The sequence below is a fragment of the Ruegeria sp. THAF33 genome, assembly GCF_009363615.1.
GTDB lineage: Bacteria > Pseudomonadota > Alphaproteobacteria > Rhodobacterales > Rhodobacteraceae > Ruegeria.
Genome location: NZ_CP045385.1, coordinates 665,756 through 679,426, shown reverse-complemented (window position 1 = coordinate 679,426; position 13,671 = coordinate 665,756). Strand labels below are relative to the sequence as shown.

11 protein-coding genes are annotated in these 13,671 nt (G+C 55.9%); 7 read left to right on the top strand and 4 right to left on the bottom strand.

Features of this window, described 5'->3' with window-relative positions:
* Position 1: 1 nt before the first annotated feature.
* The 3 genes from FIU92_RS20230 (at position 2) to FIU92_RS20220 (ending at position 3,683) form a co-directional block, all read left to right on the top strand.
* Positions 2-1,666, top strand: coding sequence for a sulfatase-like hydrolase/transferase (locus tag FIU92_RS20230; protein WP_152460508.1), 1,665 nt, complete (start codon positions 2-4; stop codon positions 1,664-1,666).
* Positions 1,667-1,809: 143 nt separating this feature from the next.
* Positions 1,810-2,919, top strand: coding sequence for an HlyD family secretion protein (locus FIU92_RS20225; RefSeq protein ID WP_152460507.1), 1,110 nt, complete (start codon positions 1,810-1,812; stop codon positions 2,917-2,919).
* 17 nt (positions 2,920-2,936) lie between these two features.
* Complete coding sequence (locus tag FIU92_RS20220) at positions 2,937-3,683, top strand: outer membrane protein (RefSeq protein WP_253285339.1); 747 nt, start codon at positions 2,937-2,939, stop codon at positions 3,681-3,683.
* Between the two features lie 258 nt (positions 3,684-3,941).
* Here FIU92_RS20220 and FIU92_RS20215 read toward each other — a convergent pair whose 3' ends face one another.
* From FIU92_RS20215 to FIU92_RS20200, 4 genes are all read right to left on the bottom strand, one after another.
* Positions 3,942-5,012 (bottom strand): DUF2793 domain-containing protein, encoded by a 1,071-nt coding sequence (locus tag FIU92_RS20215; protein WP_152460506.1) that lies wholly within the window; start codon positions 5,010-5,012, stop codon positions 3,942-3,944.
* A 169-nt stretch (positions 5,013-5,181) separates the two neighbouring features.
* Complete coding sequence (locus tag FIU92_RS20210; protein WP_152460505.1) at positions 5,182-6,621, bottom strand: mannose-1-phosphate guanylyltransferase/mannose-6-phosphate isomerase; 1,440 nt, start codon at positions 6,619-6,621, stop codon at positions 5,182-5,184.
* A 69-nt stretch (positions 6,622-6,690) separates the two neighbouring features.
* The gene (gene galU, locus FIU92_RS20205; protein WP_152460504.1) at positions 6,691-7,584 is read right to left on the bottom strand and encodes a UTP--glucose-1-phosphate uridylyltransferase GalU; all 894 of its coding nucleotides are present in this window, start codon (positions 7,582-7,584) and stop codon (positions 6,691-6,693) included.
* A 662-nt stretch (positions 7,585-8,246) separates the two neighbouring features.
* Complete coding sequence (locus FIU92_RS20200) at positions 8,247-9,482, bottom strand: lytic murein transglycosylase (RefSeq protein WP_371419768.1); 1,236 nt, start codon at positions 9,480-9,482, stop codon at positions 8,247-8,249.
* A gap of 184 nt (positions 9,483-9,666) precedes the next feature.
* On the opposite strand from FIU92_RS20200, the gene FIU92_RS20195 reads away from it, so the two are divergent.
* The 4 genes from FIU92_RS20195 to FIU92_RS20180 are packed head-to-tail and all read left to right on the top strand — an operon-like array spanning position 9,667 to position 13,661.
* On the top strand, positions 9,667-10,626 hold the full coding sequence (locus FIU92_RS20195; RefSeq protein WP_254705395.1) for a cytochrome ubiquinol oxidase subunit II: 960 nt from the start codon (positions 9,667-9,669) through the stop codon (positions 10,624-10,626).
* Entirely contained in the window at positions 10,623-12,713 is a 2,091-nt protein-coding gene (locus tag FIU92_RS20190) for a cbb3-type cytochrome c oxidase subunit I (protein ID WP_152460502.1), read from the top strand. The genes FIU92_RS20195 and FIU92_RS20190 overlap by 4 nt, the downstream gene beginning before the upstream one ends.
* Positions 12,710-13,342, top strand: a complete 633-nt coding sequence (locus tag FIU92_RS20185) for a cytochrome c oxidase subunit 3 (RefSeq protein WP_152460501.1) — start codon at positions 12,710-12,712, stop codon at positions 13,340-13,342. The genes FIU92_RS20190 and FIU92_RS20185 overlap by 4 nt, the downstream gene beginning before the upstream one ends.
* Positions 13,335-13,661: a cytochrome o ubiquinol/quinol oxidase subunit IV gene (locus FIU92_RS20180; RefSeq protein ID WP_253286170.1), complete on the top strand. Its 327-nt coding sequence runs from the start codon at positions 13,335-13,337 to the stop codon at positions 13,659-13,661. Before FIU92_RS20185 ends, FIU92_RS20180 begins: the two co-directional genes overlap by 8 nt.
* Positions 13,662-13,671 lie beyond the last annotated feature (10 nt).

Sequence of the window (13,671 nt, the reverse complement as noted above, 5' to 3'; positions counted from 1 at the left end):
AATGGATCTCAAGTTGTTTTTGCTGGGTTCTCTGGCGATCAGCGCACCTGCCTACGCGCAGGATGCAACCATTGCGCATGATTCCGAGTTTTATATCCTTCAGGCCCAGAACAAGGATGCCTGGGAACAGGACGATACCGCCGTTGATCAGGCTCTCGCGGCATTTCGAGACGAGAACGGTGGCAACCCCCCGAACATCATCAGTATTCTGGTCGATGACATCGGTTTTGGGGATATGGGTATCCCGGAACTGAACGCAGTACGCGGCATCAGCACCCCGAACATCAACGATTTTTCCGACGAAGCGATGCGCATGGTGCGCATGTATACAGAGCCATCCTGCACCCCGACACGTGTGGCCCAGACGACCGGTCGTCTGCCGGTTCGGATCGGAATGGGTGATACGACCGTCGACATCGCCGGTTTCGGTCTGCCCGGAGAGGAAGTGACGCTTGCCGAGGTTCTGAAGGCCGAAGGATATGCAACCTCGCATGTCGGCAAGTGGCACATGGGTGACATTGCCGAGAGCTGGGCAATGAACCAGGGGTTCGACTATGCGCAGCACGCCGTTCATCAACAAGGTCAGCTGACGATTTTCAATGACGATGCAATCCGCGAGCAGGTTTCGGTTGGTATCGCAGATTTTGTCGACGATTACACGATCGACGACTGGTTCCGCCCCGATGCATCGGCCATGGCCACGGTGATCGAAGGAAATGCCGGCGGACCTGTTCGTGAGATCCGAATGGAGCCGGGTGAGCGTTGGAACGCAGCCAAATATGATGAGATGAACCAAGCTTTTCAGGACAAAACCCTGAGTGAACTGGACCGCTTGGCCGGCGGTACTGAGCCTTTCTTCCTACAGTATTGGCCGATGATCCCGCTGGACAACACGCGGGCCGGGCGTGACGGGCCGGAAAGCGTCAATGGAGGTCTGTACGCCGACAAACTGCAAGAGCTGGACACGTATTTGGGCGAAATCTTCACGCGCATGGACGAGCTTGGCGTGGCGGATAATACGATTGTCGTGTTGATGGGCGACAACGGCCATTTCACCAAGTATTCACCGGCATCCGGTTTTACGCCAATGGTCTTTCGCGGAGGCAAAGGCGATACGACCGAAGGCGGGGTTCGCGTGGACGCTTTCATAAGGTGGCCGGGTCTGATTGAACCAGACAGCATGATCAACAACATTATTCATGTGTCTGATCTTTATACGACGCTGGCTAGATTCGGCGGCGCGGTTCAGCATATTCCCCGAGACCGGTTGATTGATGGCGTGGATCAATCCGCCTCGATCCTGTTTCAAGATGAAAGCAAAGGTCGGCGTGATCACGTGATCATCTATTCGGTGAGTACCCCAAAGGCGGTCGTCAAGGACAAGCTGAAGCTCAACCTTCCCGGGCCGGGTCAAAACGCGATCATTGCAGATTTCTTTGATGTGATGCGCGACACCCACGAAAAATACCCGGTTTCGACCGAAGTTGGTGCTTGGGGCGGGCAGGAGTTCGTCCGCATACTGGGACGCCACATGGCGAGAAAAGAGCTTTTCCCTGACACTGGCCCGGCCACAGGAATGCCGTATGAAGGAATTGAAAACCTGCGGCCGGAAACGCAACAGGCAGTCGAGGCTTTCATGGTCAAAAGATCTGCGGCGCAACAATGAAACAAGGCCGCGCGCGTCAACAGAAATGCGCGGCCGCGAAATCGACACGCAAATAGGGCAAGCGTTGGCGTACTTCTTGGCCGCATCCGAAACAAATATTGCGCCCCGCTGGTATCAGCAGCTCTGCGCAATGGAGTAAACATATGCTTATTGTCTTAGGTCTCTATTTCGGAGTGATCTGGGTGGTGTTTTCCAAGCTGGGGCTGCTTCCATGGAACCGGTTCTGGAAATCTGTCGTCTATGGGGGTGCTGCAATCATTGCTCTGGTTGTAATCGGTGCCCTCAACCACACCACACCGACAGGGCCTGTTTCGGTGCAGGGCGTTGCCACCAACATTGCCCCCAATGTGTCAGGTACTGTCGTTGACGTTTCGGTCCGCCCCAACGAACGGGTCGCGAAAGGGGATCCGCTGTTCCGGATTGACGATACACCCTTTCGGATCGAAGTCGCCCGGCTGACAGCCAGTCTTGAAACCGCGCGTTCTGCGGCAGATCAGTTACAGTCCGACCTGGCAGCGGCGGAAGCCGACATTGAATCCCTCACCGCGCAATTGACCTTTGGCGTCCAGCGCCGTGACGACATTGTCGATCTTGAAAAGCGGGGGGCATCGACGACCTTCCAGTTGCAGGAAGCTGTGTCTGCCATCGATCAATTGTCCGCAAGCCTGCGCGCGGCCGAGGCGCGCAAAGCCGGTCTGGAGCGGCGGATTGCCGCCAAGATCGACGGCATTGATGCCGGTGTGGTCGAGGCTGAGCAGGCTTTGGCGCAGGCGCTTTGGAATCTGGAACAAACAGTCGTGCGCGCGCCGGAAGACGGCTTTGTCACCGCCGTTTCTCTGCGTCCCGGAAATCGTGTATCTATCGCACAGGGGGCGATCTCTTTTGTTGTCCCCGATGACCGCCATCTGATCGCAAGTTTGCCCCAATCAAGTCGCATGAACGTTTCCGTCGGCGACCAGATCCGCCTTGCGCTGCGAATCGAGCCGGGCGGTGAAATACATGGGACCGTCATATCGTTGCCCGTAGGAACGGCAGAGGGCGTTGTTGACTCGCGCACGGGCCTTCCTTCACTGCGCGATCTGGCTGGCGTGTCCAGTTATCCGGTGCTGATCGAAGTTCCGGACCAGATCAATATCGAAGATTTTCCATTCGGGACTTCCGGCACGGCGCTGGTAATTACGGACAAGGCGGGCGCAATCAGTGTGTTGGCGGAAATCCTGTTCTGGATCACCAAAAAGCTGAATTACATCTGAAATATTGGAGGGACGAGATGAAAACAGAATTGGCAATAAGAGGCGCGGGTTTGGCTTTGGTTGCGGCGTTTGGCACAACCGCTTCCGCGCAGCAAAGCGATTGGTCCTATGAAGCGACGATTTACCTTTTCATGCCTGAAACGGAAACGTCTATCGAAACCCCGTCAGGGACATTGGACGGCACGTTGAGTTTTTCTGACGCTCTGAGCAACCTGGATTTCGCCTTTATGGGCGCGTTTGCGGCATCCAATGGGCGTTGGAGCCTGCTGGCTGACTACAATTATACAAATTTATCCTTCAGCAACAGTGGTGCCGGTCCGTCTGGATCCACTCTCGATACATCATTCACCACCCAGTTCCTCAGTGGGTACGTGGCCTATCGGGTCTATGAAGATCCTTCCGTTCAACTGGACATTGCCGGTGGTTTCAGATGGTTCAGCACCGAAACCAATTTCACACTAACGTCCGCTTCGGCACCTGGGCGCACGACCGTTGTTGACGACGATTGGGTAGACCCGGTCATTGGCGCAAGAATACGTTACGTTTTTTCCGACAAATGGACGGGAACCGGGTTCGTTGATTATGGCGGCTTCCGAAGTGACAGCGAAACGTGGCAGGTTCTTTTGACGGCGGATTATTCCATCAATGACAGATGGGTGATCCGTGGCGGATATCGCTATATCGCCTTCGACCATGAGATCGGCGGCAATGATTTCGAGTTCCATCAGTCCGGGCCGGTGATCGGGGCGACCTACCGATTCTGATTGATTGTAAACGAATATTGTCTTCGGCTTCGACTTGGCACGAGAAGTCGGACGGGCAGATCGCGTATGTTTGGTCGGTGCAAACCTCCTTTTTTCAAGTTGTTTGCTGCGTTCCGCGAGCAGGAGTTCCAGCAACCATTCTGCTTTTCGGCGTGATGAAGGGCTGCAAATCTTGTGGCGCGGGTAAAAGCGGAACGGGTCGCAACCGATCTGCTGCCGGATTGGCCGCCTGATCCGGTATCCAGGCGGCCCTGCCTGTCAGAACCAGCGACCAATGGCTGTGACGGATGGCGCCAAGGCTGCCGCATCCGAGATCACCGAGAAGACAATGAATGTCGATTGGGACGACGAAGGTGTATCAAACCCGGTAAATCGGGTTGCAACGCCTCCAGTGCCGTTCAGGTTCGGGGGGGTCGAAAAAACAGCCGGAAAATCCCAGGTTATTGGGCCGCTTTTGAAAAGAGCACCCTCAGCAGTCGTGCAGGCCACGGGCGCAAGCATGGCCGTACAGATCTGAGTGCCGTCGGCCAACCGCACATAATCTCCGTTGGCGTTGCTGCCGCGCTCAATGACAGCGCCGGTCGGAACACCTGAGTTTTCGGTCACTGTTCCAAGAAGGTTTCCAGGGCCGTATCCATAGTCGGCGCGCATCAGTCGGCCCGAAGTCGTATCGCTGGCATCGGCCTGAACAGCTGCGCCCGACACGGTTCCGGCTACGGGATCAAAGGTCATCGCTTCAGTCCAGTTGCCGCCGTCAGGAGACACTTTGATGGAAAATTCGGTTGAGCCAGACAGTCCCATTTCCGCGTGACCTGTCCAGTTCGATTGGAACAACAGCGACGCGGCATCATCTCCGCTGGCTTTGTTGATCTTCAGCTGATGCCCGCCGCCTTCGTGGCTCAGCAAGGTCGCCGGGCTGCGAACGGACAAACGGTTCGTACTGTCTGAATTGGTCGCAACCCCGACTCCGTCGAGGTTCTGAGTGCTGACAGGCAGGGGGGCCCAGGCTGTTCCTGTCCAGTATTTCAGATCTCCGGCCGCTTCATCCCAGGCGCGCCAGCCAATGTCGGGGGTCACGAAATGCCAGGCGTTGTCCAGCCAGGCGGCAAGTTCACCGGCATGTCCTGTCCAGTCCCCGGTCGGGTTGGCTCCAAGGGCATGAACTTCGCCTTGCTCGGGGACAACAGGAGGTGTCCCGGAATCTGTTGACCGTACCGAGAGTTGCACGACCAGATCGAGCTGTCTCAGGGCTTCGTTGTGGGTAACGTGTTTTTGCGCTTGTGCCGGTTGCAGCAAGGGCAGTTTCAATCGGGGGGATGTTTGTGACACGGGGGGTCCTCCTGTGGCGTCGGTCCGAAGCTTCGGTTGCGCGCTACCCTGCCGCAAAGCGCGTCAATCCTGTCTGACCGGGCCGACCGCTCAGGGAAGATTTTGGTAATATTCTGATGTCTGCGGGAACCCGCCGATGGGTGTTCCCGTGCAGAACGATGCCCGAGAATCAATCTCGGGCGTAGATGTCGTCGTATCGGATTATGTCGTCTTCACCCAGATAGGTGCCAGTCTGAACTTCGATCAATACCATGGGAACTTTCCCGGGGTTTTCCATTCGGTGTGTCGCTCCCAGTGGGATATAGACGGATTGGTTTTCGGTTACCAAACGTTCCTGATCATCGATGGTGACCTTGGCCGTGCCTTCAACCACGATCCAATGCTCGGAACGATGATGGTGAGATTGCAGGCTGAGCGACGCGCCAGGATGCACATGGATGCGTTTGACCTGAAACCTGTCTCCGATCACAAGGCTTTCGAACCAGCCCCACGGACGATGATCCACCGGCAGGGATTCTGCCTGCTTCGCCCCCTTGGCCTTTAGCGCTGCAACGGCCTGTTTCACGTCCTGGGCCTTGTCCATGCTCGCGACCAGAACCGCATCGGGCATCGCAATGGCGATTACGTTTTCAAGACCCATTGCCACGACTTCCTGCGCCGGCGACTCGGACCGTATCAGCGCATTGCGGCAGTCGATTGCTGTTACTTCTCCGTTGGTCGCCACACCGTCTTCATCGGGGTTCGACAGCTCTTGAACCGCGGTCCAGCTTCCGACATCGGACCAGCCAGCGGAATAAGGCACCACGCTCAGGTTCAGGGCTTTTTCCATCACTGCGTAGTCTATTGAAATGTCTTCCACACCCGCCCATGCCGCCGGGTCCAGTCGAAGAAATCCCAAATCCGTTTTTGCCTCGGCAACGGCCTTTTGAACCAGCGGGATCAGTTCGCTCGCGTGCTGTTCAAAAGCTGCCAGGATATCGCGAACTGCAAACAGGAAGATCCCCGAGTTCCAAAGATAGCTGCCATCCGACAGCATCGCCTCGGCCGTTTTGCGGTCAGGTTTTTCCACAAAACGATCCAATGGGACAGCCTCATGGGTCGTATCCGGCGGATGGCGGAGTTTGAGATAGCCGTATCCGGTTTCCGGGTGCGTCGGAGTGATGCCGAAAGTTACCAGATCGCGCCGTTCACTTATTGCCCGTACGCCTTCGGCAACGGCTTGATGAAAGGCGTCCATGTCCGGAACCACGTGATCAGACGGCGCCACCAGCATGATGCCATCGGGATCTCGCGCCGCCAGATACAAGGCTGCGGCAAGAACAGCGGGGGCGGTGTTTCGACCTTCGGGCTCGATCAGAATTGGCCCGGGGTCAATTCCGACGGCCATCAATTGTTCCGGGACAATAAAGCGAAAAGCCTCGTTGGTCAGAACAAGTGGCTTTGCATACGGGGCCTGCGAAGGGCCGAGCATCCGTTCCGCGCAATTCTGCAACAGGCTTGTTTCGCCGACCAGAGGAACGAATTGCTTGGGATAGCTTTTGCGTGACAGGGGCCACAAACGTGTTCCCGAACCTCCGCAAAGAATGACGGGGTAGACTGTATTGGTCATGCACGTGCCTTCGAATTGCGGGTGACTGACAGTATTGCCATGTTTTTAGTCAAGTAAAACAATCTGTGGCTACTGAGCAGCTTTCCCCGTGGCGACAATGTCATTCAGATATTGGCTCAGATCATCGCGCAGGTCTTCGCGGGCAAGAGCAAAAGCAACGGTGGCTTGCAGAAAGCCTGATTTTGAACCGCAATCAAAACGCTGACCGTCGAATTTATAGCCGTAGGCCGGCACTCCCGCGGCAATGTCCTGGGCGATGGCGTCGGTCAGCTGGATTTCGCCGCCGCTTCCGGCTTTTTTTGCGTTGAGGTTGTTCAAAACGGACGGCCGAAGCACATACCGACCGATGACCGCCAGATTGGATGGTGCTTCCGATGGGTCAGGCTTTTCAACCATTCCTCGGGTAGGGACGACAGACCCGATATTGTCGCCAACATCGAGCACGCCGTAGGAACTTGTCTTTTCTTTTGGAACTTCCATCGCCGCGACCATGTTGCCACCGGTGTCTTCGTAGGCCTCGATCATCTGTTGCAGACAGGGTTTGTCGGCGGCGATGACGTCGTCAGGCAGCATGACGGCAAATGGTTCATCGCCGATCAGCCGTCGAGCGCACCAGACCGCGTGTCCCAGCCCCAAAGCTTTGTGCTGGCGGATATAAGCTATCGCGCCGCTTTCCATATTCGTTTTGTTCAGCACATCCAGAAGTTTGTTTTTGCCTTTGGCTTTCAGCTCCTGCTCCAGCACCAAGTTGTGGTCAAAATAATCTTCCAGCGCGGATTTGCCGCGTGACGTTACAAAAATAAACTCCTTGATCCCGGCGGCACGGGCCTCGTCAATTGCGTATTGCACCAATGGACGATCCACCAGAGTCATGATCTCTTTCGGAACGGATTTGGTTGCTGGCAAAAAACGCGTTCCCATGCCCGCTACTGGAAAAACCGCTTTGGTAACTTTGCGTGTCATGGTGCCTCTCAATTATCAAGTTTTGCCAGCAGAGCAGAAAATGTCCGGAATGTCCTCATAGGCTGCAATACCCTGTCAATCAATGATGCCTGATGTATCAGGCTGCTATCAGTCAAATCGTGCCACCTTGCCAAGGAGGAGTCAAAAGCCCGGTCTGATGCGGTATCAATACAATCTTTATGTACGACGCGCTTGGATCATTGGCTGACTGCACAGTGTAGAGTGGGACACATCACCACCGGTCCATCTCGAAAAAATTCGTAGGCTTGTTCTTCGCGGCTTGTCTTGCAGCTCATGGAGTTCCCTGAACCGACCCGACCGGGTTGCCGCGCCGCGTATCACATTATTTTTGCGTGGTTTTCCCACCCGGAAAACCGCAACCCGCCCAATGCAGCCCACAACCCTCATTTTCGGAAGCAAGGGGCCCAAAGGACATACCGTGTCAAAGGGTGTAGCCGGACAGAGTATCTTCCTTGGCAAAAGGGCGGCTGACCGCCTTGTTCAACGCATCCGAGTTTTTGATTTGCCCTTTCAAATTCTGTTTTCGAATTGGCAACAATTGTTACGAGGTTCCATAGATAGGTTCTGGGAACGCCTGATTGTTGCACATTGGATCGATGAGCCGGCCGAGTGTCAGAGTCGGCTGAACATCTTGGTTTGCCTCACGGGGCCAGGCTTGTTTTCATCAGCGCATCCGGAAAGCAGGTCTGTTCGATGCCCACGGTCTCTTGCCATCGACCTATCGAACGACGCGTTTTGAACCCCGGCAGTCCATCGACTCCTCCGACATCATGTCCTTTTTGTTCCAGCGCCTGCTGCATCTTGGCAATATCGGATCTGTACAGCCCGCCGACCCTTGCCCAAGCGCCATTGAAATCGCCGATTCCGTATTGAATACGGTCGCCAACATGGCCGACAAACAAGGCATACAGGTCGCTTTTGTTGTATTCCTTTAAAACGTAGAAGTTTGGCGTAACCAGAAAAGCCGGACCATGTCGTCCTGCGGGCATCATCAAATACCCGTCACCACGCAGCTCATGGGCCGGAAAGGGTTTGCCCGAGACGCGACGTACCCCCATCTCAACCCAGTCCTGAATAGGTCGCCCCTGATCAGGGCCTTCCAAAGCGCAAGAGACATTTTGGGGTACGAAAACTTCGAATCCCCAGTCCCGTGCAGGAACCCAGCCGTGCTTCATGAGGTAGTTTCCGATTGAAGCAATCGTATCTTCGGGTGACCCCCAAATATCAGCCGCCCCGTCGCCGTTGCCGTCGACAGCATAAGACAAGTAGTTGGACGGCATGAATTGAGGCTGACCCAAAGCGCCAGCCCAACTGCTTTTCATTTGCCGGGCGGGCTGGTGCCCTGCCTCTGCGATTTGCAGGGCGGCAACAAGTTCGGTTGAGAAATAGTCTGCACGGGTGCTCATGAAGGCCTTGGTCGACAGTACCCTGAAAGCATCATGCCGGATCGGAACCTGTCCGTATCCGCTCTCTCTTCCCCAGATCGCCAGAATAATGCGGGCAGGAACGCCGGTTTCGGCTTCGACCGCCGCCAGAGTTGCGGCATGGCGCCGTGCCATTTTACGTCCTGCTGATGTTGCGCCTTGCACCGACCCCGGATTGAAATAGCGACCGGGTGAGCCAAACTCGGCCTGTTTCTGGACCTTGGGAGTTATGCGCGTGCTTCCCGGTGGCACCAGATCCGGCAATTTCCAGTCAAGGGTCACGTCAGAGAGGGCTTGTTGCATCGTCTCTCGTGTCACACCTTTGGCCTTTGCCCGGGGCCAAACGGTTTCCTGCAACCACGACTGAAACTGGCGTTCGATCGCCGCACGATCCTGCGCCAACGAGGGCTGAAAGAGCAGGATCAACCCGAAAGAGAATACCAGAATACGCATCTTCATTTTGTCTGTCCCGGTTGGGATTGCAAGTCAACGGGAAGATACCGCGCATCCTTGGTTCTATATACCCGAAGTTGAATTGGGTTAGACTTGGGCAATTTGTGGTTTGAAAAACTCTTGAGAAAATTCACGCACTTGTCGATAGTCGAATAAAATTTGTTTGAGGAAAGGGCAGTCAGTCATGGCACATGTAAAAACGCCCAATCCAATCCCTTTGCTTGCGATGGCGGTGATCCTGTTTGTGTCGATGCCGCACATGGTTTCCGCCAGCGACAGTTTCATGGATCCGCAAGGACCCATTGCCGCCATCCAGAAAACGCATCTGCTGCGGGCGACCGCTTTGATCATGGTGGCTGTTATCCCTGTCCTGATACTGGTGCCGTTGATCGCGTTTCGTTATCGCCGCCGAAGGAACAGCCACGCAGCTTACCGACCGGATTGGGATTTTTCCGCGAAACTGGAATTCCTCATGTGGGGTGTGCCCGTTGTGATTGTGGCGCTCCTGTCGTTCTACCTTTGGAAGGCCTCCCATCGGCTTGATCCGTACGCGTCGGCGTTTGGTGAAGATCCGGCCTTGCGCGTGCAGGTTGTCGGGCTGGATTGGAAGTGGCTGTTCATCTATCCCGATCTTGGTATCGCCAGTGTGGGCGAGTTCGGCATTCCCACCAAAAGGCAAGTGGCCATGACTCTGACCACCGATACCGTCATGCAATCCTTCATGATCCCTGCGCTGGCAGGCCAGATTTACGCGATGCCAGGAATGACCACGCAACTGCATCTGGTCGCGGACGTCCCCGAAGTCATGCAAGGCGAGAACACGCAGTACAACGGGCGGGGTTTTACCAAACAGAAATTTCGTACCGTTGCCATGCACAGTGATGAATTTGAAAGCTGGGCCCGGGAAGTGCGCGAAATTGGTATCCGACTGGACCCGGAAACGTATCAGATGCTTGCGATGCGGACAGACAGGGATGAGGTGCAGGCGGCGCTGGGCACCGACAAGATGCCAAAGGACGCGCTGTACTTCACGATGGAACAAGATTTGTTTCAAACGATCCTGCACCGCTATCACAGCGGCAAAGCGCTGCCGGTGGATCAACAGCCGGGAACGGCATCCTTCGGGCAGGAGGTGCAGCAATGACGCCGTCCTATTCAGGCTTCCTCGGCCGCCTCGACTGGGATGCGCTTCCGATCACAGGATTGATCCAGAACCCGAACGCGAATGAGATCGTTGCCAACGCCGCCGCCGCAATCGTCTTGGTTGGCGTTTTCGTCGTGGTCGGCCTGCTCAGCTGGTTTCGGTTGTGGACGCCCCTTTGGCGCGATTGGCTGACCAGTGTTGATCACAAGAAGATAGGGATCATGTATGTCGTCTTTGCCATCGTCATGCTGGCGCGCGGCGTGTTGGAAGGCGTCGTCATGCGTGCGCAGCAGGCCGCGGGCCCGGGCGACGGGTTCCTGGAAGCCGAACATTTCGCCGAGTTGTTCAGCACCCATGGCACGATCATGATTTTCTTTGTCGCGGTGCCCTTTGTCTTTGGTATCGCGAACTATGTCGTTCCGCTGATGATCGGGGCGCGGGATGTGGCGTTTCCTCGGTTGAACCAGATCAGTCTGGGCCTGACGGTGTCCTCCGGCATGATGCTTATGGTTTCGCTGGTGGTGGGGCGGTTCTCGACCGGTGGCTGGACGGCCTACCCGCCGTATACCGGGGCCGCCTTCAATCCGGGCGTTGGGCCTGACTACTGGATCTGGGCGATCGTTGTTTCGGGTGTCGGCACAACGCTCACCGGGATCAATTTCGCCGTCACGATCTACAAGATGCGCGCGCCGGGCATGACCTTCATGCGGCTGCCGATGTATTGCTGGACCATCATATGCAGTTCGATCCTGATCGTCTTTGCCATGCCGCCGTTGGGCGTCGCGGCGCTGTTGCTGGCGGCGGACCGCTATTTGGACTTCCACTTTTTCACCAATGACCTCGGCGGCAACATGATGAACTATGCCAATCTTTTCTGGCTGTTCGGCCACCCCGAGGTTTACCTGCTGGTTCTACCTGCCTACGGCATCTACTCCGAGGTTTTTGCGACCTTTTCGGCCAAGCGGCTCTACGGCTACAACTCGCTTGTCATCGCCACGATGTCCATCGCGGTTCTGTCGTTTACGGTATGGCTGCACCATTTCTTCACCATGGGGCAGAGCGCCCTGATCAACGCTGTATTTGGTATCGCAACGATGCTGATCGCCATTCCCACCGGTGTAAAAGTCTATGACTGGATGGCGACTCTGTGGCGGGGTCGCATCCGGTTCTCGGTGCCGATGTTGTATGGCTTGGCGTTTTTGATGTTGTTCGTGATTGGTGGCCTGAGCGGGGTGATCCTGGCCAATCCGACCGTGGACTATCAGGTACACAATACGCTGTTCCTGGTGGCCCACTTCCATAACGTATTGTTGCCGGGGGTGCTGTTTGGTCTTTTGGCCGCCTATAACTACTGGTTCCCCAAGGCGTTCGGCTTTCGCCTGAACGAGGTCTGGGGCCGCGTCACGGTTGCCCTCTGGACCATAGGTTTTTTGCTGACCTTCATGCCGCTCTATTTCGTTGGGCTGATGGGGATGCCGCGTCGTTCTTTCAGTTACGATGACCCATCCTTCCATCCTTTCATGATGGTGGCGATCGTTGGGGCGCTGGTGATTACCTGCGCGTTGTTCTCGGTTCTGATCCAGCTTTGGGTCAGCATCCGCGACCGCGAAAAGACCCGCGTTCCCGTTGGGGATCCATGGGATGGGCGGACGTTGGAATGGTCAATCCCGTCGCCGCCGCCGCCATACAACTTTGCGATCATCCCAACCGTTACGGATCGGGATGATTTTGCGGCAGCAAAGGACAAGGGTGCAGCCTACCCAACGCCTGACGCCTATGAAGACATCGAATTGCCGCGCAATACAGGCATTGGCTTTGTCCTGTGTGTTCTGAGCGGTATCTGGATGTTTGCGCTGGTCTGGTGGATCTGGTGGTTGGCTGCATTGATGACGGTTCTGATGATCCTGGCGGTGATCGTCTGGACGTTCGATGACAGCACCGAGCTGACCATACCAGCGGAAGAAGTGCGCAAGGATCACGAAGCCTGGCTTGCACGGGTGCACGGCGAAAAGGCGGTGGATCGCGATTTTGAAACGTCTCCGGAAAATCGCGGCCTCGCCCGCCCCGATCTGGAGGCGGTGACATGAAGCGCGCGCCCACCCACAGCTATCCAGGTATTAATCTGGGGGAACGCCACGCGAGTGCTCATAAGGCGACCGAGGTCGTCACCTTCGGGTTCTGGGTCTTTTTGATGAGTGACCTGGTCTATTTCGGCCTGATGTTTGCGATCTACATCACGATGATCGATGCGCAGGCCGGTGGTCCCGGCCCGCACGAGCTGTTTGATCTCAAAAGCATCTTTGCGCAGACGCTTATCCTGTTGACAAGCAGCCTGACGGTTGGCCTTGCCATGCTGGCGCTGAAATACAATCTGCCGCGCGCTCGGATTGTCTTGTGGTTTGGCGTCACGCTTTTACTGGGGATCAGTTTCCTTGTGCTTGAGGTGCGTGATTTCATGGCCATGGCGGAACAAGGTGGCATTCCGCAGCGCAGCGGTTTCTTGTCGGCCTTCTTCGGACTTGTTCCGCTGCATGGTCTGCACGTCGCCGCAGGGTGCCTGTGGCTGATCGTTCTGGGTATTCAGCTGCGCGTGAAAGGGATGACGGACGTCATTATCTCGCGTGTGGTGCGGTTGGCACTGTTCTGGCATTTTCTGGACCTGATCTGGATCGGGATCATCACCATCGTTTATTTCGGAGGTCTGACCTATGGATAAACGCTCTGAAATGCACCGTCGCGAGCGTCGGCGCTATTTGATCGGATACGGTGGTTCGCTGCTGTTGACTTTTGCGACCTTCGGCGTGGCCCATCTGTTTGGGATCGAAACCCCCGGTGTTTACCTGACAATTGGATTGCTGGGTCTGGCCCAACTTGTTCTGCAACTTGTATATTTCCTGCACATCGATCGCCGGCGCAGCAGCCGCGAAGACCTGCATCTGGTTCTGTTTTCCACGATGGTTCTGTTGATCATGATTTTTGGAACGGTCTGGGTGCTGGGCAATCTGGCAATACGAATGCACATGCATGTGATGTGATGCTCATGGG

Excerpts from the sequence above, each read along its gene's own strand:
- FIU92_RS20230 (WP_152460508.1), top strand. The coding sequence starts at position 2 with ATGGATCTCAAGTTGTTTTTGCTGGGTTCTCTGGCGATCAGCGCACCT.
- FIU92_RS20225 (WP_152460507.1), top strand. The coding sequence starts at position 1,810 with ATGCTTATTGTCTTAGGTCTCTATTTCGGAGTGATCTGGGTGGTGTTT.
- FIU92_RS20220 (WP_253285339.1), top strand. The coding sequence starts at position 2,937 with ATGAAAACAGAATTGGCAATAAGAGGCGCGGGTTTGGCTTTGGTTGCG.
- FIU92_RS20210 (WP_152460505.1), bottom strand. The coding sequence starts at position 6,621 with ATGACCAATACAGTCTACCCCGTCATTCTTTGCGGAGGTTCGGGAACA.
- galU (WP_152460504.1), bottom strand. The coding sequence starts at position 7,584 with ATGACACGCAAAGTTACCAAAGCGGTTTTTCCAGTAGCGGGCATGGGA.
- FIU92_RS20200 (WP_371419768.1), bottom strand. The coding sequence starts at position 9,482 with ATGCGTATTCTGGTATTCTCTTTCGGGTTGATCCTGCTCTTTCAGCCC.
- FIU92_RS20195 (WP_254705395.1), top strand. The coding sequence starts at position 9,667 with ATGGCACATGTAAAAACGCCCAATCCAATCCCTTTGCTTGCGATGGCG.
- FIU92_RS20190 (WP_152460502.1), top strand. The coding sequence starts at position 10,623 with ATGACGCCGTCCTATTCAGGCTTCCTCGGCCGCCTCGACTGGGATGCG.
- FIU92_RS20185 (WP_152460501.1), top strand. The coding sequence starts at position 12,710 with ATGAAGCGCGCGCCCACCCACAGCTATCCAGGTATTAATCTGGGGGAA.
- FIU92_RS20180 (WP_253286170.1), top strand. The coding sequence starts at position 13,335 with ATGGATAAACGCTCTGAAATGCACCGTCGCGAGCGTCGGCGCTATTTG.